Origin of the sequence: Streptomyces sp. NPDC057694 (assembly GCF_042799415.1) — a bacterium.
GTDB lineage: Bacteria > Actinomycetota > Actinomycetes > Streptomycetales > Streptomycetaceae > Streptomyces.
Window position 1 is genome coordinate 1 of record NZ_JBHVIX010000041.1, and the last position, 18,376, is coordinate 18,376.

General features: G+C 72.8%; 14 protein-coding genes. 7 read left to right on the top strand and 7 right to left on the bottom strand.

The features are described from left to right. The first annotated feature begins 290 nt into the window (after positions 1-290). The gene (locus tag ACFVDP_RS42045) at positions 291-1,274 is read left to right on the top strand and encodes an ABC transporter substrate-binding protein (protein ID WP_383502594.1); all 984 of its coding nucleotides are present in this window, start codon (positions 291-293) and stop codon (positions 1,272-1,274) included. A gap of 3 nt (positions 1,275-1,277) precedes the next feature. Here the strand turns inward: ACFVDP_RS42045 and ACFVDP_RS42050 are convergent, their stop codons facing one another. Next, entirely contained in the window at positions 1,278-2,318 is a 1,041-nt protein-coding gene (locus ACFVDP_RS42050) for a hypothetical protein (RefSeq protein ID WP_383502597.1), read from the bottom strand. A gap of 167 nt (positions 2,319-2,485) precedes the next feature. Here ACFVDP_RS42050 and ACFVDP_RS42055 point away from each other — a divergent pair, with 167 nt between their 5' ends. Together ACFVDP_RS42055 and ACFVDP_RS42060 are read left to right on the top strand one after the other, a co-directional pair. Further along, positions 2,486-4,936: a helicase-associated domain-containing protein gene (locus ACFVDP_RS42055; RefSeq protein ID WP_383502600.1), complete on the top strand. Its 2,451-nt coding sequence runs from the start codon at positions 2,486-2,488 to the stop codon at positions 4,934-4,936. 359 nt (positions 4,937-5,295) lie between these two features. After that, complete coding sequence (locus ACFVDP_RS42060) at positions 5,296-6,939, top strand: DNA repair helicase XPB (RefSeq protein ID WP_383502603.1); 1,644 nt, start codon at positions 5,296-5,298, stop codon at positions 6,937-6,939. On the opposite strand, the gene ACFVDP_RS42065 is transcribed toward ACFVDP_RS42060, so the two are convergent. Further along, positions 6,891-8,033, bottom strand: coding sequence for a glycosyltransferase 87 family protein (locus ACFVDP_RS42065; RefSeq protein WP_383502606.1), 1,143 nt, complete (start codon positions 8,031-8,033; stop codon positions 6,891-6,893). The two genes, ACFVDP_RS42060 and ACFVDP_RS42065, sit on opposite strands and share 49 nt — an antisense overlap. 541 nt (positions 8,034-8,574) lie before the next feature. Then, positions 8,575-10,827, bottom strand: a complete 2,253-nt coding sequence (locus ACFVDP_RS42070; RefSeq protein ID WP_383502609.1) for a heavy metal translocating P-type ATPase — start codon at positions 10,825-10,827, stop codon at positions 8,575-8,577. 230 nt (positions 10,828-11,057) lie between these two features. Here ACFVDP_RS42070 and ACFVDP_RS42075 point away from each other — a divergent pair, with 230 nt between their 5' ends. Continuing rightward, entirely contained in the window at positions 11,058-11,753 is a 696-nt protein-coding gene (locus ACFVDP_RS42075; protein ID WP_383502612.1) for a copper homeostasis protein CutC, read from the top strand. A gap of 696 nt (positions 11,754-12,449) precedes the next feature. Here ACFVDP_RS42075 and ACFVDP_RS42080 read toward each other — a convergent pair. Beyond that, the gene (locus ACFVDP_RS42080) at positions 12,450-14,423 is read right to left on the bottom strand and encodes a HelD family protein (protein WP_383502716.1); all 1,974 of its coding nucleotides are present in this window, start codon (positions 14,421-14,423) and stop codon (positions 12,450-12,452) included. A gap of 341 nt (positions 14,424-14,764) precedes the next feature. Here ACFVDP_RS42080 and ACFVDP_RS42085 point away from each other — a divergent pair, with 341 nt between their 5' ends. After that, positions 14,765-14,887 carry a hypothetical protein gene (locus ACFVDP_RS42085; protein WP_383502615.1) on the top strand — a complete coding sequence of 41 codons (123 nt, stop codon included), beginning with the start codon at positions 14,765-14,767 and terminating at the stop codon, positions 14,885-14,887. Positions 14,888-14,904: 17 nt separating this feature from the next. On the opposite strand, the gene ACFVDP_RS42090 is transcribed toward ACFVDP_RS42085, so the two are convergent. Beyond that, on the bottom strand, positions 14,905-15,579 hold the full coding sequence (locus ACFVDP_RS42090; protein WP_383502618.1) for a maleylpyruvate isomerase family mycothiol-dependent enzyme: 675 nt from the start codon (positions 15,577-15,579) through the stop codon (positions 14,905-14,907). Positions 15,580-15,619: 40 nt separating this feature from the next. Between ACFVDP_RS42090 and ACFVDP_RS42095 the strand changes: the two genes are divergently transcribed. Continuing rightward, positions 15,620-16,258: a hypothetical protein gene (locus ACFVDP_RS42095; protein WP_383502621.1), complete on the top strand. Its 639-nt coding sequence runs from the start codon at positions 15,620-15,622 to the stop codon at positions 16,256-16,258. Between the two features lie 154 nt (positions 16,259-16,412). Further along, positions 16,413-17,681, top strand: a complete 1,269-nt coding sequence (locus ACFVDP_RS42100) for a Cmx/CmrA family chloramphenicol efflux MFS transporter (protein ID WP_383502719.1) — start codon at positions 16,413-16,415, stop codon at positions 17,679-17,681. On the opposite strand, the gene ACFVDP_RS42105 is transcribed toward ACFVDP_RS42100, so the two are convergent. Then, on the bottom strand, positions 17,635-17,904 hold the full coding sequence (locus ACFVDP_RS42105) for a DUF4031 domain-containing protein (RefSeq protein WP_383502624.1): 270 nt from the start codon (positions 17,902-17,904) through the stop codon (positions 17,635-17,637). The genes ACFVDP_RS42100 and ACFVDP_RS42105 overlap by 47 nt on opposite strands. Then, the gene (locus ACFVDP_RS42110) at positions 17,901-18,281 is read right to left on the bottom strand and encodes a hypothetical protein (RefSeq protein ID WP_383502627.1); all 381 of its coding nucleotides are present in this window, start codon (positions 18,279-18,281) and stop codon (positions 17,901-17,903) included. Before ACFVDP_RS42110 ends, ACFVDP_RS42105 begins: the two co-directional genes overlap by 4 nt. Positions 18,282-18,376: the final 95 nt, after the last annotated feature.

Here is an 18,376-nt window from a genome sequence, read left to right on the forward strand (position 1 = left end):
CCCCTGGAGATGCGCACTTCGTGCGCTGTCTCCAGGGGCGGGCCGGTGATGAGATGCCGCACGAAGTGCGCATCTCAGGGGCGCGGGGAACTGCGCGACCAGCCACGACGAGACCCGCACCCGACCACAAGAGGCGAGCGGAGCTCGCTTCAGGGGCGCGGGGAACTGCGCGGGAAGAGGCCACCGGGCCGCGGACGGAGACAAAGGCGAGCGAAGCTCGTTTAGGGGCGCGGGGAACTGCGCGACCGGCCAGACTCTAGGGCGCTGATCCGACGACAGAAAGGCACCCCGTGACCACCCCGCGCCCCCGCCACGGCACCCTCACCCTCGTCACCCTCACCCTGACCCTGGGCCTCACAGCAGCCTGCACCTCCTCCGGCTCCGAGAAGGACAACTCCGCCTCCGCCGGAACCGGTTCAGGCAGCACCCACACCGTCCAGACCGCCATGGGAGACGTAAAGGTCAAGGACCACCCCCGCCGCGTCGTCGTCCTGGACACCGCCGAACTCGACTCCGCGATCACCCTCGGCATCAAACCCGTGGGAGCCACCCGCGCCGGCGCCGCATCCGCCTTCCTCTCGTACCTCCCCAGGAACAGAACCACCGGCATCACCGAGGTCGGCGAGATCGCCAGCCCCAGCCTGGAGAAGATCGCCGCGCTGAAGCCGGACCTGATCCTCAGCAACAAGGTCCGCGACGGCGGGCGTTACCAGCAGCTCAGCGCCATCGCCCCGACCGTGCTCACGGAGACCACCGGCTACCCCTGGAAGCAGAACTTCCTGGTGCACGCCGACGCCCTGGGCAGGAAGAAGCAGGCCCGCGCGGCCGTCGCGACGTACGAGGAGCACGTGGCCGCCGTCACCAAGTCCCTGGGCGGCAAGAAGAAGGCGGCGGCCGTGGACGTCAACGTCGTACGGTTCGTCGAGGGCGCCGACATCCGTATATACGGCAAGCAGAACTACATCGGCACGATCCTCGCCGACGTCGGCATCGGCCGCCCCGCGATCACCGACAAGGCCAAGGACGGGTTCTCCTACGACGTCAGCCCCGAGCAGATCGACAAGGCCGACGCGGACGTCATCTTCACGTCCACGTACGGCAGTCCGGGCAAGGCGAAGGTCACCGAGACCACCACGAGCGGCCTGTGGCGGAACCTGAAGGCCGTACGGGACGGCAAGGTGTTCCAGGTGGACGACGAGTTGTGGATCCAGGGCATCGGATACACGGCCGCGAACCAGATCCTCGGCGAGCTGCGGTCCGACCTCGCCGGCTAAGGCCTAGAAGCGAGGGCGCTGCGATCGCCACAGCAGATACAGCGCGGAGGCGATCGCGGCGCACCGCAGCACCCACGGCCAGGTCTCCTGGAACGCGCCGCTCATCTGCCCCTCGGCGATGCCCGCGCCCCATTTCCCGGCACTGCGCCCCCACAGCCAGACGGCACCGCCCGCGACGGCCAGGCCGGGCAGCCAGAACACCGCCACCTTCTTCTGGAAGTCGGTCAGCCGGCGGGAGAGGAAGACGACGGCCCAGCCGACGAGCAGCACGAGAATGTTGCCGAGGACCGCGCCGACGACGAGGGCGGCGGCGGCCAGCAGCAGGAACGGGTTGCCCAGGCCGCCGGCGGGGACGACACGCCGCAGCCGTCGCGTCCCCTTCGCCGGGGCGTCCCCGTCCGCCTCCTGCGCGTCCTCCGGGTCGTCCTCCAGCTCGTCGTCCTCGACCGGCACCGTCGGGCGTTTGCGCAGGTCCGGGCCGTCGCGCTTCTTCGGCGGCTTGAGTATGTCGGGGATCTCCACCCCGCCGACGAATCCGGGCACGCTGTCCATGTCGGTGAGCGCACCGGTGGGGCCGCCGACGGGGCCGTCGCCCATCCGCCACCAGTCGGCCACGTCGCCGGACACGCCCAGTTCGTCGGTGCCGGCCAGGTGCGGGGGCGCGGGCCGGTCGTCGGCGGCGGGCCGCTGGGGCGCGGGCGCGCGGCGGGGCCTCGGCACCTTCCGGCGCAGGGCGCCGGTCCGGTCGGTCTTGCCGGTGGGCTGTTCCGGCAGCGGGCGGATGAGGGGCGCCGCCGGATCGGCCTGGGCCGCCCCTCCTTCTTGGGCGCCGGCCACTATCCGGTCCGGGGTGCCGAGGCGTTCGAGGATGCGGCGCACGGCGGCCGGGCTGTCGACGGTCGTCTTCGCGCGGCAGCGGTCGATCTCCCCCCGCAACTCCGTGACCAGGCGCATCCGTGTCCCGGACGGCAGCTGGCGCTGCTGAGCCAGGTCTCCGACCCGGCTCAGATAGTCGAAGACGAGCTGATCACTCTCGATCCCCACGAAGTCCCCTCCGGGGTGCAGCAGTTGGTGGCTCGACGGTATCGCGAATGTCCCGCCCGGTCGGGCATGGGTCAGGGGCGCCGTCGCGGACCCCGCTCCTCAATCTCTCCCGGACTCCGTCCGGGGGGACCCCCGAGGGGGCTTGAATCACCGCTACCGTGGGTCAGATGAGCCCCAACGAGCAGACCCCGGCGGCACCCCGCTCCTTGGCGGAGGCCCTCCGATCTCGGGACGACACATCCCTGGCCCGCCTCCTGCGCGCCCGCCCCGACCTGCTCAGCCCGGTGCCGAACGACCTGACGCAGCTCGCCACCCGGGCCGGCACCCGCGCCTCGGTGGTCCGCGCCCTGGACCGTCTGGACCGCTTCACCCAGCAGGTGGCGCAGGCCCTCGCGGTCGCCCCGGAACCGGCGACGTACGAGGCGCTGGCGGCCCTGCTGCCGGGGCCGGACACCGAGCAGGCGCTGCCGCGCGCCGTGGCCACCCTGCGCGAGCAGGCGCTCATCTGGGGCGGCGACGACCAGTTGCGGCTGGTGCGCACGGCCCGCGAGCTGCTCGTGCCGACCCCGCAGCACCCCTCCCCCACCGGGCTCGGGCCGACCGTCGCCGAGGCCACCGCCGGGATGTCGCCGGGCCGCATCCAGGAGATCGTGGCGGCGGCCGGGCTGCCGAGCACCTACGACCCGGTGTCGGCGCTCGCCTCGCTCACCGGCCTGTTCACGGACCCCGAGCGGATGTCGTCGCTGCTCGACGAGGCGCCGGCCGAATCCATCGACGTACTGAACCGGCTGCTGTGGGGACCTCCGTACGGGCAGGTGACGGCCCGTCCCGCGGCCCATCTGCGCTGGCTGCTCGACCGGGCGCTGCTGGTGCCGACGACGCCCGGCACCGTCGTGCTGCCCCGGGAGGCGGCGCTGCACCTGCGCGGCGGGCGGGCGCACCGCACCCTGGAGCCGCTGCCGCCCGAGGTCGTGGCGCGCGCCGAGCACCGTCCACAGGTTGTGGACGCGACGGCGGCGGCGCAGGCGTACACCGCCCTCGACACCGTCGGGGAACTGCTGAAGGACTGGGACGAGGGGGGTCCGGCCGTGCTGCGCGCGGGCGGCCTGAGTGTGCGCGACCTCAAGCGCACCGCGGCCGCCCTCGACACCGGCGAGCCGACGGCCGCGTTCTGGGTCGAACTCGCCTACGCCGCGGGTCTCCTCGCGTCGGACGGCGAGGCCGACGAGCGGTACGCGGCGACCCCGGCGTACGACGAGTGGCTGGAGCGGCCCCCGGCCGAGCGGTGGACGCGGCTCACCACGGCGTGGCTGGCGGCGACCCGCACGTCGGGGCTGGTGGGCGGCCGGGACGGCAAGGACCGGACCCTGTCCGCGCTCGGCCCGCACCTGGACCGGTCGTCCGCGCCCGACGTGCGCCGTCATGTCCTCGGACTGCTCGCCTCGCTGCCGGAGGGCGCCGAGCCGGACCCCGAGTCGGTGACGGCCCGGCTGACCTGGGAGCGCCCGTCGCCCGCCACCCTCGACCTGCGTACCCGGCTGGCCCGCTGGACGCTCGCGGAGGCCGAACTGCTCGGGTTCACCGGGCGCGGGGCGCTGTCCGCGCACGGCCGGGCGCTGCTCTCCGCGCACCCGAAGGCGCCGGATGAGGCCCCGGCGGACGGGGCCGCCGAGGCGTCCGTCGCGGTGGCCCGTGCCGAGAAGCTGCTGGGGCCGCTGCTGCCCGAGCCGCTGGACCATGTGCTGCTCCAGGCCGACCTGACGGCGGTCGCCCCCGGCCCGCTGCTGCGGCCGCTCGCCGAGTCGCTGGCCGTGCTGGCCGATGTGGAGTCCAAGGGCGGCGCGACCGTCTACCGGTTCACGCCTGGCTCCGTGCGGCGGGCGCTCGACGCGGGCCGCACCGCCTCCGACCTGCACGCGTTCCTGACCGCCCACTCCCGTACGCCCGTCCCGCAGCCGCTCGCCTATCTGATCGACGACGTGGCCCGGCGCCACGGGCATCTGCGGATCGGGGCGGCGTCGGCGTACGTGCGCTGCGACGACGACGCCGTGCTCGGCGAGATCCTCGCCGACAAGCGGTCGGCGGGCCTGCGGCTTCGGCGCCTCGCGCCCACGGTCCTGGCCACGCAGGCCGATCCCGGCACGCTGCTCGAAGGGCTCCGCGCGATGGGGTTCGCGCCGGCCGCCGAGACCGCCGAGGGCGATGTCCTGATCACCCGCGCGCACGCCCACCGCACGCCGCCGCGCACGGCCCCGGAGCCGGTTCCGGACGGGCCTCCGCTGCCCGACGGGACGCTGCTCGGCGCCGCGATCCGCGCCATCCGCGCGGGGGACACCGCGGCGACGACCCCGCGCAAGCAGGCGCCGGCCGCCAACGGCGAACTCCCCCGGACCACGCCCGCCGACACCCTCGCCACGATGCAGGCCGCGGTGCTCACCGGGGACACGCTGTGGATCGGGTACGTCAACGCCGAGGGCTCCGCGAGTCAGCGCGTCATCGCTCCCATCCGGGTCGAGGGCGGCTTCGTCACGGCCTACGACCACACGGCCGACGAGGTCCGCACCTATCCGCTCCACCGGGTGACGGGGGTCGCGGAGCTGGAGCCGGACGTGGGCTGACGTCGCCGTCTGCGGGCGCGTGGGGGCTGGTGTGCGCAGTTCCCCGCGCCCCTTTTCGGGTTGTCGTTCACCTGCGGGCCGGTGGCCGCTTCTCGCGCCGTTCCCCGCGCCCCTGAGGCAGGCGCTCCGCGCCGCCTCCACCTGGGGCAGGTGGCGCGCCTCTGATGAGATGCCGCACGAAGTGCGCATCTCAGGGGCGCGGGGAACGGCGCGAGAAGCGGCCACCGGCCCGCACCCGACCGACAACCCCGCTGCACAACCCCCGGAGGGCACCGCAGGGCACCCCGGGCGAAGACGATCACACGCCGCGCAGCCCATGAGGCACACTGGACGTTTGGCCTACGGAAAGGGTGCCGCGCGTGAACGGTCCACTCATTGTCCAGTCGGACAAGACCCTGCTCCTCGAGGTCGACCACGAGCAGGCCGACGCCTGCCGCCGAGCGATCGCCCCGTTCGCGGAACTGGAGCGGGCGCCGGAGCACATCCACACCTACCGGCTGACCCCCCTCGGCCTGTGGAACGCGCGCGCCGCAGGCCACGACGCCGAACAGGTAGTGGACGCCCTGGTCCAGTTCAGCCGCTACCCGGTACCCCACGCGCTGCTCGTCGACATCGCCGAGACGATGGACCGCTACGGCCGCCTCACCCTGTCCAAGCACCCGGCCCACGGCCTCGTCCTCACCTGCACCGACCGCCCGGTCCTGGAGGAGATCCTGCGCTCGAAGCGGATCCAGCCGCTGGTCGGCAACCGCATCGACGCCGACACCGTGGCCGTGCACCCCTCCGAGCGCGGTCAGATCAAGCAGACGCTGCTGAAGCTGGGCTGGCCGGCCGAGGACCTCGCCGGTTACGTCGACGGCGAGGCGCACGCGATCGAGCTGGCCGAGGACGGCTGGTCCCTGCGCCCGTACCAGAAGCAGGCCGTGGAGGGCTTCTGGCACGGCGGCAGCGGCGTCGTCGTGCTCCCCTGCGGCGCGGGCAAGACGCTCGTCGGCGCGGGCGCGATGGCCGAGGCGAAGGCGACCACGCTGATCCTGGTCACGAACACCGTGTCGGCCCGCCAGTGGAAGCACGAGCTGGTGAAGCGGACGTCGCTGACCGAGGACGAGATCGGCGAGTACAGCGGTACGCGCAAGGAGATCCGCCCGGTCACCATCGCCACGTACCAGGTGCTCACCACCAAGCGGAAGGGTGTGTACCCGCACCTGGAGCTGTTCGACTCCCGGGACTGGGGGCTCGTGATCTACGACGAGGTGCACCTGCTGCCCGCGCCGGTCTTCAAGTTCACCGCCGACCTCCAGGCCCGCCGCCGTCTCGGCCTCACGGCCACCCTCGTACGGGAGGACGGCCGCGAGTCGGACGTCTTCTCGCTCATCGGGCCCAAGCGGTTCGACGCGCCGTGGAAGGAGATCGAGGCGCAGGGGTACATCGCCCCGGCCGACTGCGTCGAGGTCCGCGTGAACCTCACGGACTCCGAGCGGCTCGCGTACGCCACCGCGGAGCAGGAGGAGAAGTACCGCTTCTGCGCGACGACGGCGACGAAGCGCAAGGTGACCGAGGCGCTGGTGAAGAAGCACGCCGGTGAGCAGACCCTCGTCATCGGCCAGTACATCGACCAGCTCGACGAACTCGGCGCCCACCTCGACGCCCCGGTCATCAAGGGCGAGACGACGAACGCGGTGCGCGAGAAGCTGTTCGACGCGTTCCGGGAGGGCGAGATCTCCGTCCTCGTCGTGTCGAAGGTCGCGAACTTCTCCATCGACCTGCCGGAGGCGACGGTCGCGATCCAGGTGTCGGGCACGTTCGGCTCGCGCCAGGAGGAGGCCCAGCGCCTGGGCCGCGTGCTGCGTCCGAAGGCGGACGGGCACGAGGCCCGCTTCTACTCGGTCGTCGCCCGCGACACCATCGACCAGGACTTCGCCGCGCACCGCCAGCGGTTCCTGGCCGAACAGGGTTACGCGTACCGGATCGTCGACGCGGACGAACTCCTCGCCGAGAGCTGACCCCAGGCGGCGATCAGGACGAGCCCGAGCAGTGGGTACGGCGCTGCGAGCGGCTGCTGCCACCACGGGAGCCGGAGGTCCAGGTCGCCCTGGTGCGGCAGCAGCCACATGGTGCGGGCGGTGAAGACCACGGCCACCGCCATCGCCGTACGACGTTGTCCGCGCGCCCACACCAGCGCGAGCAGCGGCACGCACCACACCCAGTGGTGCGACCAGCTGATCGGGGAGACGAGGAGCGCGGTGACGGCCGTGACGACGATGCCGTACGGGGCGGGCAGCCGGGTCGCCGCGTACAGTCCGGCGATCCCGACGAGGACCGCCGGGACCGCCCAGAGCAGGCCCGGTTCGGTGGTGTGCAGGGTGCGGGCCACGAGCCCCTGGAGCGACTGGTTGTCGACGATCCACGCCTTGCCGACGCGCCCGGTCTCGTAGAGCCGCCGGGTCCAGAACTCCCCGCTGGCGTACGGCAGCACGAGCCCGCCGACGGCCGCCGTCCCGACGAATCCGGCGCTCGCGTACGCGGCTTCGCGACGCTTTCCCGTCAGGAACAGGTACGCGATGAAGACGGCCGGCGTCAGCTTGATCCCGGCCGCGACGCCGAGCGCGAGTCCCTTGCCGGGTGCCGGGTCCCTCCGGGTGAGGTCCCAGAGGATCAGGCAGGCCAGGGCGAGATTGATCTGGCCGAACACGACGGTCTGGAAGACGGGTTCGAGCCAGAGGGCGAGCGCGGTCACCGTGCACAGGGTCGTGGTGCGGGCGGGGAGGCCGGCCAGCCGGTGCCAGGAGAGGTGGACGAGGAGCGCGGTGAGCGCGATGTTGCCGAGGAGGAAGGCGGCCTTCAGCGCGGGGAGCGGGAGCCAGGTGGTGGGGATGAAGAGCAGCGCCGCGAACGGGGGGTAGGTGGCCGGGAGTTGCCACTCGGTGACGGTGAAGTCGTACAGATGCCCCCCACCGTCCGCCGCGGCGGCGCCCTCCGCTCGGTAGACCAGGACGTCGGACATCGGGGTGTGCTGGGTGACGCAGAGGATGATCAGCGCGGCTGCTGAGGTGGCGGGGAGCAGGCAGGGGGCCACTTTAAGTGTGCGGAGTCTCACAGTGAGCGACCCTAGTTTCCCCGCCCCCCTGGGCAGCCCTTCGCCCGCGGCCCGGTGGGGCCTGGTCGCGCAGTTCCCCGCGCCCCTGATCGGGTTGTCGGTCGGGTGCGGTCCGGTGGCCGCTTCTCGCGCAGTTCCCCGCGCCCCTTATCGGGTCGTCGGTCGGGTGCGGGACGGTGGCCGCTTCTCGCGCCGTTCCCCGCGCCCCTTACCGGGTCGTCGGTCGCGCGCGGGACGGTGGCCGCTTCTCGCGCAGTTCCCCGCGCCCCTGAGGCAGGCGCTTCGCGCCGCCTCCCCTCGGAGGCTGCGCTGCGCGCGCCTCCACACGGGGCTAGGGGCGCCCCTCCACCCGGGGCAAGGGACGCGCCACCACCCGAGACAGGAGCCGCACCTCCACCTTGGGTGGGGGGCGCGCCTTGATGGAGAAAGCGCACGAAGTGCGCATCTCCAGGGGCGCGGGGAACTGCGCGACCAGCCACGACGCAACCCGCACCCGACCGACGGCGGGGAACTGCGCGAGAAGCGGCCACCGGGGCGCGGGCTAGAAACCGGCCTTGAAGCTACGGAGCCGCAGGCTGTTGGCGACCACGAAGACTGAGGAGAAGGCCATGGCCGCCCCGGCGATCATGGGGTTCAGAAGGCCCGCCGCGGCGAGCGGCAACGCAGCCACGTTGTAGGCGAACGCCCAGAACAGGTTCGACCGGATCGTGCCCAGCGTCCGACGGGAGAGGCGAATCGCGTCGGCCGCCGCCCGCAGGTCACCCCGGACCAGCGTCAGATCCCCGGCCTCGATCGCCGCATCCGTACCCGTCCCCATCGCAAGCCCCAGATCGGCCTGCGCCAGCGCCGCCGCGTCATTGACCCCGTCCCCCACCATGGCCACGGACCGCCCCTCCCCCTGGAGCCGCTTGACGACATCGACCTTGTCCTCGGGCAGCACCTCGGCGATGACATCGGCGGGATCGGTGATGCCGACCTCGGCGGCGACGGCCCGGGCGACGGCGGCGTTGTCGCCGGTCAGCAGAACGGGCCGCAGCCCGAGCCCCCGCAACCGCCGGACGGCGTCGGCGCTGGTCTCCTTGACGGCGTCGGCGACGTCGAGGACCGCCCGCGCGGCCCCGTCCCAGGCCACCGCGATCACGGTCCGCCCGGCCCCCTCGGCCGCCGCCTTGGCGCGTGCCAGATCGTCGGGCAGCCGGATCTCCCACTGAGCCAGCAACTGCTCACGGCCGACGAGCACCGCATGCCCGTCGACGACGCCCTGCACCCCGAGCCCGGCGACGTTGGCGAAGTCCTCGGGAACGGGGAGCCGGCCCACGCGCTCGGCGGCCCCGGCGGCCACGGCGCGCGCGATCGGGTGCTCGGAGCTGTGCTCAAGGGCGCCCGCGAGCCGCAGCACCTCGTCCTCCGACTCACCGTCGGCGACATGCGTGGCCAGCAGCGTCATCCGGCCCGTGGTCACGGTGCCGGTCTTGTCGAGGACGATCGTGTCGACGCGGCGGGTCGTCTCCAGGACCTCGGGGCCCTTGATGAGGATGCCGAGCTGGGCGCCGCGCCCGGTGCCGACCATGAGCGCGGTCGGGGTGGCGAGCCCGAGCGCGCACGGGCAGGCGATGATCAGGACCGAGACGGCGGCGGTGAAGGCGGCCGTCCACCCCTCGCCGCTGCCGACCCAGAAGCCGAGCGTGGCGAGCGCGAGGACGATGACGACGGGGACGAAGACCCCGGAGATCCGGTCGGCGAGCCGCTGGGCGGCGGCCTTGCCGTTCTGCGCGTCCTCGACGAGGCGGGCCATCCGGGCGAGCTGGGTGTCGGAGCCGACGCGGGTGGCCTCGACGACGAGGCGGCCCCCGGCGTTGAGCGTGGCGCCGGTGACGGTGTCGCCGACCGCGACCTCGACCGGTACGGACTCGCCGGTGAGCATGGAGGCGTCGACGGCGGAGGAGCCCTCGACGACGGTGCCGTCGGTGGCGATCTTCTCGCCGGGCCGCACCAGGAACCGGTCCCCGGCCTTCAGCTCGCCGATCGGAACGGTCACTTCACGCCCGCCGTCCCGCAGGACGGTGACGTCCTTGGCGCCCAGTTCGAGCAGCGCCCTGAGCGCGGCGCCCGCCTTCCGCTTGGAGCGGGCCTCGAAGTACCGGCCCGCGAGGATGAACGCGGTGACTCCGGCGGCGGCCTCCAGATAGATGTTGCCCGCACCGTCGCTGCGCCCGATGGTCAGTTCGAAGGGGTGTGTCATGCCGGGCATGCCCGCGGTGCCGAAGAACAGGGCCCACACCGACCACAGAAACGCGGCCGAGGTGCCCAGCGAGATCAGCGTGTCCATCGTCGCGGCGCCGTGCCGCGCGTTCGTGAAAGCCGCCCGGTGGAAGGGCCAGGCCGCGTACGTCACGACGGGCGCGGCCAGGGTCAGGGACAGCCACTGCCAGTACTCGAACTGGAGCGGCGGGATCATCGCCATCGCGACGACGGGGGCGGCGAGCACGACGGCGGTGATCAGCCGCTGCCGCAGCGACAGCAACTCGTCGTCGGCCTCTTCCGCCTCCTCGGCGGCGGGCGGTTCGGGCTCGTGCGCCGTGTAGCCGGTGGCCTCGACCTTCGCGATCAGATCGGCGACCGACACTCCGTCCGCATAGCTGACCTGCGCCTTCTCGGTCGCGTAATTGACGGTCGCCTCGACGCCGTCCATCCGGTTCAGCTTCTTCTCGATGCGGGCGGCGCACGACGCGCAGGTCATGCCACCGATGGCGAGTTCCACCCGCTCGGGCGGGGCGACGGTGTGCGCCGACATTGCTGCCTCCTTCGGTCGGGGCACCCGGACGGGTACCCCGCACTGTGATCCATTTATACCCCTAGGGGGTACCAGACACAAGGCTGGACCGACCCTCGAACCATACCCCCCATGGGTATAGCCGGGAAAATCCTCGATTTCGGGTGCGGCGGCACGGCCGGGACAGCTGCGTTCAGGGTGCACGCAGCGTAGGCTGAGCGGGACATTGGACTAGACCTATCGGGAGCGTCATGAGCAAGCGTGCAGTCCTGGAGGTGATCGCTCTCGACGCCGAGGACGCCGTCGCCGCGCAGGCCGGTGGCGCGGACCGCCTTGAGCTGGTCACCGACATGGCCGCGGACGGGCTGACGCCGTCGGTGGAGACGTTCGCGGCGATCCGCGGGGCCGTGGACATCTCGCTGCGCGTGATGCTGCGGCTCGCGGACGGGTTCGCCGCGGGGGATGTCTCGGAGCTGGTGGCGCGGGCGCGGGCGTTGCGGGCGGCCGGGGCCGACGAGTTCGTGCTCGGGTTCCTCGACGAGCACGGGGGGCCCGATGTGGGCGCCGTCGAGCGGGTGGTGGGTGAGCTGGACGGGTGCCGGTGGACGTTCCACCGGGCTGTCGACCGGGCCGCGGACCGGGACGCCCTGCGCAAGCAGCTCGCGGATCTTCCGGGTCTCGACACGTATCTGACGGCGGGGTCGGCGGACGGGGTGGACTCGGGGCTCGACGTCCTCGTCGCGGAGGCGGCTCGGTCGGCTGCCGGGGAGCCCGGTTACGAGCAGCAGATCCTGGTCGGCGGGGGGCTCCGCCTGGAGCATGTCGCCGGGTTGCGCGGGGCCGGGGTCTCGGCGTTCCACATCGGCGGCGCGTCTCGCCCTGCGGGGTGGGCGGGGCCGGTGTCGTCGGAGGCGGTACGCGTATGGCGCGAGGCCCTGGACGCTTGATCACCCCGACCCGTCGAGGTCCCCCGCGCCCCTAGGTTGTCGGTCGGGTGCGGCCCGGCGGGACTTCTCGCGCAGTTCCCCGCGCCCCTTATCGGGTTGTCGTTCGACTGACGGCCGGTGGCCGCTTCTCGCGCAGTTCCCCGCGCCCCTTATCGGGTTGTCGTTCGACTGACGGCCGGTGGCCGCTTCTCGCGCAGTTCCCCGCGCCCCTGAGGCAGGCGCTTCGCGCCGCCTCCCCTCAGAGGCTGCGCTCCGCGCGCCTCCACACGGGGCAGCGGGGCGCGCCTCCCATCGGGACTAGGGGCGCCCCTCCACCCGGGGCAAGGGGCGTGCCTCCACCTGAGGCAGGGGCCGCACCTCCACCTTGGGTGGGTGGCGCGCCTTGATGGAGATGGCGCACGAAGTGCGCATCTCCAGGGGCGCGGGGAACTGCGCGACCAGCCCCCACCGGCCCGCAGACAAACGACAGCCCGATAAGGGGCGCGGGGAACTGCGCGACCAGCCACGACGCAACCCGCACCCGACAACAAGGGCGAGCGCAGCTCGCTTTCAGGGGCGCGGGGAACTGCGCGAGAAGCGGCCACCGGCGCGCGCACGACCGACAACCCCACAAGGGGCGCGGGGAACTGCGCGACCAGCCCCCACCGGGCCGCACCCGACCGGCAACCTCAACCCGCCCCCACCGGACCGGCACCGTCAGGTGGAAGCCAGTTCGGCCGGTAGTGGTGCGGAGTGCACGACGATGAGGCCCGACACGGCTCGGGTCAGAGCTACGTACAGGCGGCGCAGCCCCGTGCGTTCGTCGGGCTCGCCGCTCACCACGGCAGCCGGCTCGTCAAGGACCACGTAGTCGTACTCAAGACCCTTGGCCAACGACGCCGGCACCAACGTCAACCGCGACTCGGCAGTCGTCTCCTCACCCGGCGCCAAAAACGCCATCCCCGCCGCGGCGAGCAACTCCCCCAGCACCCCGCACCGCGCATCGGCCGCGATGAGCCCGATCGACCCCTCGAAGGCCAGCGCCTCGCGACAGGCGGCGACCACATCCCCGTCCCCGGAAACCCCCCGCACCTCGAACACCCCGGGGTTCTCCCGCACGGACGCCACAGGCGCGAGCCCCGGCGCGATGTACGGAAGCAGCCGCGAGGCGTACGTGATGACGTCGGTCGGCACGCGGAAACCGGCCGTCAGTTCCTCCACCACGGCGTCCGGCTTCCCGAGGTGCCCCAGCGCCTCGCCCCAGCTCTGCGTGGCCCACGGCGTGGTCCCCTGCGCGAGGTCACCGAGCACGGTCACGGAACCGGTCGTGGCCCGCCGCCCGACGGCCCGGTACTGCATCGGCGAGAGATCCTGCGCCTCGTCGAGCACGACATGCCCGAGCGAATGCGTCCGCTCGACGAGGTCACCGGCCTCGTCGATCAGCACGGCGTCGGCGAGCGACCACTTCACCGACTTCACGCTGCGCGCGGGCTTGGCCCACAGCACCGTCTTCTGCTCGTCGTCGTCGAGCAGCCCGTCGGCGTGCTCGGCGAGGAAGGCGGCGTCGGACAGCAGCCGCAGCACCAGCTTGGCGGGGTCGACGGGCGGCCAGATCTCCTTGACGGCGGCCTTCACGGCGGCGTTGCGCGCGACGGCGTTCTGCACCCGGTCGTCCGGCGCCTCACCGGCCCGCTCCATCTGGACGAGGACGGCGTGCGCGATCCGCTGCGGCAGCGCCTCACGCGCGGCGCCGTAGCGCATGTCGCGGGCCATCAACTCCCGTACCATCTCTTCGAGTTCGTACGACGCCACGCGCCACCGCCGGGACCCGCGCACGACCACGATGCCCTCGCTGGGCAGGGTGATGTGCGAGCGCAGCGCGCGCCGCAGCACCTCGGCCATCCGGGCGTCGCCCTTGATCAGCGCGGCGGGCGCCTCGTCGACGCCGCGCACCTCGACCGGCCCGGCGACGAGGTCGTCGACGGTCGCCTGCTTGACCTCCAACTCGCCGAGCGCGGGCAGCACTTGCTCGATGTAGTGGAGGAAGGACTTGTTCGGCCCGATGACGAGGGTGCCGGTGCGGGCGAGCCGCTCGCGGTGCGCGTACAGCAGGTACGCGACACGGTGCAGGCCGACGGCGGTCTTTCCGGTCCCCGGTCCTCCCTGCACGCACACCGACCCGGCGAGCCCGCTGCGGACGATCTCGTCCTGCTCGGGCTGGATGGTGGCGACGATGTCGCGCATGGGGCCGACGCGCGGCCGCTCGATCTCCTGCTGGAGGAGTTGGCTGGTGCGCTCGGCCTCGGCCGGGTCGGTCAGGTTCTCGTCCTCGTACGCGGTCAGCTCGCCGCCCGTGTAACCGAACCTGCGGCGCAGCGCCACGTCCATCGGGTCCTTCTTCGAGGCCCGGTAGAACGGCTGGGAGACCGGCGCGCGCCAGTCGATGACCATCGGGTCGCCCTCGGCGTCGTGCACATGGCGCCGCCCGATGTAGAACTGTTCGCCCGCCGCGCCCTCGGCCTGCTCGGCGCCGGGTGCGTGGAGGTAGTCGAGGCGCCCGAAGAAGAGCGGGGTGTGGCTCAGGTCGGCGAGCGCCTTGATCCGCTCGTCGATCTGGCGCTGGAGCACCTCGGCGTTCACCCAGTTCGCGGTGACGTCGCGGATGTCCAGGGCCTCGGCGTCCTCGCGCATGGCCCGCAGGGCGGCACGGGACGAGGAGAGATGCGCACGCTCACGGTCGAGCGGCGACGCTGACTGACTCACGGGTTCTGCCTCCGGCTCACGGTATGACGACGACACGGGCCGGCCGGTTTCCGACCGGGCGGCGGCGCTCCTGCGAGGGGAGGCGGGCAAGACGCGCGAGTGTACGGGACGGGCCCGTGGCCGGGCCAACGATTTCCCCGCGCCGGTGCCCCTGCCCCCGGTGCTCCGGGGGGTCTCAGGGTCGGCGTCCACCGAAAGTCGTACCGCGGCCGTCCCGATTACCTCGCGGGACTGATGTGCGCGCGACGCCGCGATCGCATCCTGGACCTATGACTACTTCAACCTTCGCACGAGCAATCCGGGCCTTCGCGACGGCGGCGTTCAGCGTGGTCGTGATGGGCGACTCCGACGGTTCCCTGTACCGCGACGCCGGGGTCGTCCACCGTCACTGACACGGGCGGGATCCTGTTCACGCGAACAGATTCAGCTCGGCCTCGCGGACCCCGGCCAGTTCGTACCGCACCCCCACCAGGGGCCGCCCCGCGTACAGCCGCACGAGCGTCGCCGCGTCCCCGATATAGCGAGCGGGCGGCTTCTTCCCGTCGCCGGCCCCGAGCACGAGCGGCTCGTCCAGTCCGTCCACGTCGGCGTGCAGCGCCGCGTGCCCCCGCTCCCGGCTGATCCGCGCCAGCAGTGCGAGCGCCATCGGCAGCCGGTCCCCCGCGTACGCCCCCGGTTCACCGAAGGCGTCCCGTACGTCCCCGGCGTGCACCCACTCCCCCAGAGCGACGCCGTCGAGCACCCCGCCGGCCCCGGCGATGGCGGCGCCCGCCCCGGTCATCCCCCGCTCCAGCTCGTCCACGACCTCCTGGTGCGAGAGGCCCGCGCGCTCCGCGATGTCCCGGTCGTTGCACTCGGGGCTGAACACGCCCCGCTCGAAGCGGCCCTCGACCACCCGCGCGAGCGCGGCCGAACAGTGCGCGAGAACGGCCCGCACCGTCCACCCCGGACACGCGGTCCGCAGCTCGAAATCCGCGTCGGGCCGCGCCCTCAACAGCGGTATCAGGGCGTCCCGTTCGGCCGCCAGGAGCCGCCCGGGCAGCTCGGGGTCACGCGCGTTGTCCCGTACGACGTCTGAAGTCATGGCCTCACGGTAGGGCCAGGGCGTGTCCTAGGCTCGCCGCATGACCGAGCACCTGCGCGAGCGCTGGGCCCGCACACTGCGGGCGACCACGGAGAACCCGGGCATCGACCCGTACCCGTACGCCGACAACCTCCTCGCCCGCTGGTCGGAACCCCACCGCAGCTACCACACGCAGGCCCACCTCACCGCGGTCCTCGACCACGTCGACGTACTGGCGGAGCACGCGGCGGACGCCGAGCTGGTGCGGCTCGCGGCGTGGTTCCACGACGCGGTGTACCGCCCGGACCGCTCCGAGAACGAGGAGCGCTCGGCCGCCCTCGCCGAGCGCGCCCTCACCGAGGCCGGCCTGCCGGAGCCGAAGGTGGCCGAGGTGGCCCGCCTGGTCCGCCTCACGATCACCCACGACCCGGCCGAGGCCGACACCGACGGCGAAACCCTCTGCGACGCCGACCTGGCGATCCTGGCGGCGGCCCCGGAAACGTACGCGGCCTACACGAGGGCGGTCCGCAAGGAGTACGCCTTCGTCCCCGACGAGGCGTTCAGAGAGGGCCGAGCAACAATCCTCCGCCAACTCCTGGATCTGCCAGAGCTCTTCAGAACCCCGTACGGCAAACAGCACTGGACAGCTCCGGCCCGGGACAACCTGACAACAGAGCTGGACCTACTGGCGCCCCTTTAGGGGCGCGGGGAACTGCGCGAGAAGCCCCACGGCGGGAAAGTGGCGATCAAACCGAACCGGGCAGCCGGGAATGCCACCCCCGGCACCCCCGGTTGCCCCGTACATGCCGCCAAATTCCACCCACCCCACGACGACCACCGCCGCCACCACCAAGATGCCCCTGGCCGTCTACATACTCGGCCTGAGCGTCTTCGCTCTCGGCACGAGCGAGTTCATGCTCTCCGGCCTGCTCCCGGCCGTGGCGGACGACATGAACGTCACGATCCCGCAGGCGGGCCTGCTGATCTCGGCGTTCGCGATAGGAATGGTGGTCGGCGCCCCGCTGCTCGCGGTGGCGACCCTGCGCCTGCCCCGCCGCACCACCCTCATCGCCCTGATCACGACCTTCGGCCTGGGCCAGATCGCGGGCGCCCTCGCCCCCACGTACGGCATCCTCTTCGCGTCCCGCGTCGTCTCCGCGCTGGCCTGCGCCGGATTCTGGGCGGTCGGCGCGGCCGTCGCCATCGCGATGGTGCCCATGAACCAGCGGGCCCGCGCCATGGCGGTGATGATCGGCGGCCTGTCGATCGCGAACGTGCTGGGCGTCCCGGCCGGCGCCTTCCTGGGCGACGGGCTCGGCTGGCGCTCCGCGTTCTGGGCGGTCGGCGCGGCCTCGGCGATCGCGCTGGTCGGCATCGTCACGCTCGTCCCGCACATCCCGCGCCCGGCCGAACGCCCGCGCCTGAAGCGCGAGTTGTCGATCTACGCGGACCGGCAGGTGTGGCTGTCGATCGCGGTCACGGCGCTGGCGGCGGGCGGTGTCTTCTGCGCGTTCAGCTACCTGTCCCCGTTCCTGACGGACGTGGCGGGCCTGGACGAGGGCTGGGTCCCGGCGGTGCTCGCGCTGTTCGGCGTCGGCGCGCTGGTCGGCACGACGGTCGGCGGCCGGGTCGCGGACGCGCACCTCTTCGGGGTGCTGCTGACCGGCACCGCGCTGTCCACCGTGTTCCTCACCGCGCTGGCCCTGCTCGGGCACGTGGAGATCGCGGCGGTGGTCCTGGCGTTCCTGCTCGGCCTGTCGGCGTTCTACACGGCCCCGGCGCTCAACGCCCGGATGTTCAACGTGGCGGGCGCGGCCCCCACCCTGGCGGGCGCCACCACGACGGCCGCGTTCAACCTCGGCAACACGGGCGGCCCCTGGCTCGGCGGCACGGTCATCGACGCCGACCTCGGCTATCCGGCGGTCGCCTGGGCGGGCGCCGCGATGACGGTGCTCGCGCTGGCCCTGACGGCGGTGTCGCTGCGGCTGCACCGGCGCACCGCGCCGTCCCGGATCGTCACCGGCAGCACGGCCGCCAACAGCACGGCCACGGGCAGCACGGCCGCGGGCAGCGCCGCTACGCCGCAGGCCGCCCCTTCGGACGCCGCAGCCCCGCGTCCGTGAGCCTGCGCACCAGTTCCTTCGAGCCGATCGTCACGGCACCGGCCCGCACCGCGTCCTCGTAGCGGTGCGCCGGGATGTCGTAGTGGTCGCGCTCGAAGGCGCGCTCCGGCACCCCCAACTCACCGGCGAACACGTGCAGTTCGTCGAACGACACGTCGCTCACGAGATGTGACCACAAGCGGCCGTGGCCGGGCCAGGTCGGCGGGTCGATGTAGACGGTCACCCGGCCACGGCTCCGAGCGAGCCGACGGGCGCGACGACGACCCCGGCCTCCGAGCACACCCAGTGCGGGTCGGCGCCCAGCTCCGGCTCGACGTCGAGCGCGTGCGGGCCGTCGCTGCCCGAGCCCGGACCGCACACCGGGCACACCGGCCAGCGGCCGTGCCGCTCCAGGATGCCGTCCTGTACGTCCTGCGCCACGAGACCGGTGACGAACTCGACGCCCTCCGGCCACTGCTCCACCCACCAGCGGCGCTGCGTGATCGAGTCCTCGACCAGTGAGACCACGTCGGCGTCGGCGACGTCGACGGCCTTCAGGTCCGCGAGGATCAGCGCGCGGGCCGCGTGCAGGGCCTGTTCCAAGGGGCTGATGGTGTTCATCCCCCCATTGTCCCGCGCGGCCGTCGCACCCGGCGGGGATGTGACGCAGGTCCCGGTCCTTCGCCCCTTGACCCTCACCCGTCCCGAAAATATCT

What these genes read in the sequence shown, in the direction of transcription:
- ACFVDP_RS42055 (WP_383502600.1), top strand. Translation starts at nt 2,486, where the DNA reads ATGAGCCCCAACGAGCAGACCCCGGCGGCACCCCGCTCCTTGGCGGAG.
- ACFVDP_RS42070 (WP_383502609.1), bottom strand. Translation starts at nt 10,827, where the DNA reads ATGTCGGCGCACACCGTCGCCCCGCCCGAGCGGGTGGAACTCGCCATC.
- ACFVDP_RS42075 (WP_383502612.1), top strand. Translation starts at nt 11,058, where the DNA reads ATGAGCAAGCGTGCAGTCCTGGAGGTGATCGCTCTCGACGCCGAGGAC.
- ACFVDP_RS42080 (WP_383502716.1), bottom strand. Translation starts at nt 14,423, where the DNA reads ATGCGCGAGGACGCCGAGGCCCTGGACATCCGCGACGTCACCGCGAAC.
- ACFVDP_RS42085 (WP_383502615.1), top strand. Translation starts at nt 14,765, where the DNA reads ATGACTACTTCAACCTTCGCACGAGCAATCCGGGCCTTCGCGACGGCG.
- ACFVDP_RS42090 (WP_383502618.1), bottom strand. Translation starts at nt 15,579, where the DNA reads ATGACTTCAGACGTCGTACGGGACAACGCGCGTGACCCCGAGCTGCCC.
- ACFVDP_RS42095 (WP_383502621.1), top strand. Translation starts at nt 15,620, where the DNA reads ATGACCGAGCACCTGCGCGAGCGCTGGGCCCGCACACTGCGGGCGACC.
- ACFVDP_RS42100 (WP_383502719.1), top strand. Translation starts at nt 16,413, where the DNA reads ATGCCCCTGGCCGTCTACATACTCGGCCTGAGCGTCTTCGCTCTCGGC.
- ACFVDP_RS42110 (WP_383502627.1), bottom strand. Translation starts at nt 18,281, where the DNA reads ATGAACACCATCAGCCCCTTGGAACAGGCCCTGCACGCGGCCCGCGCG.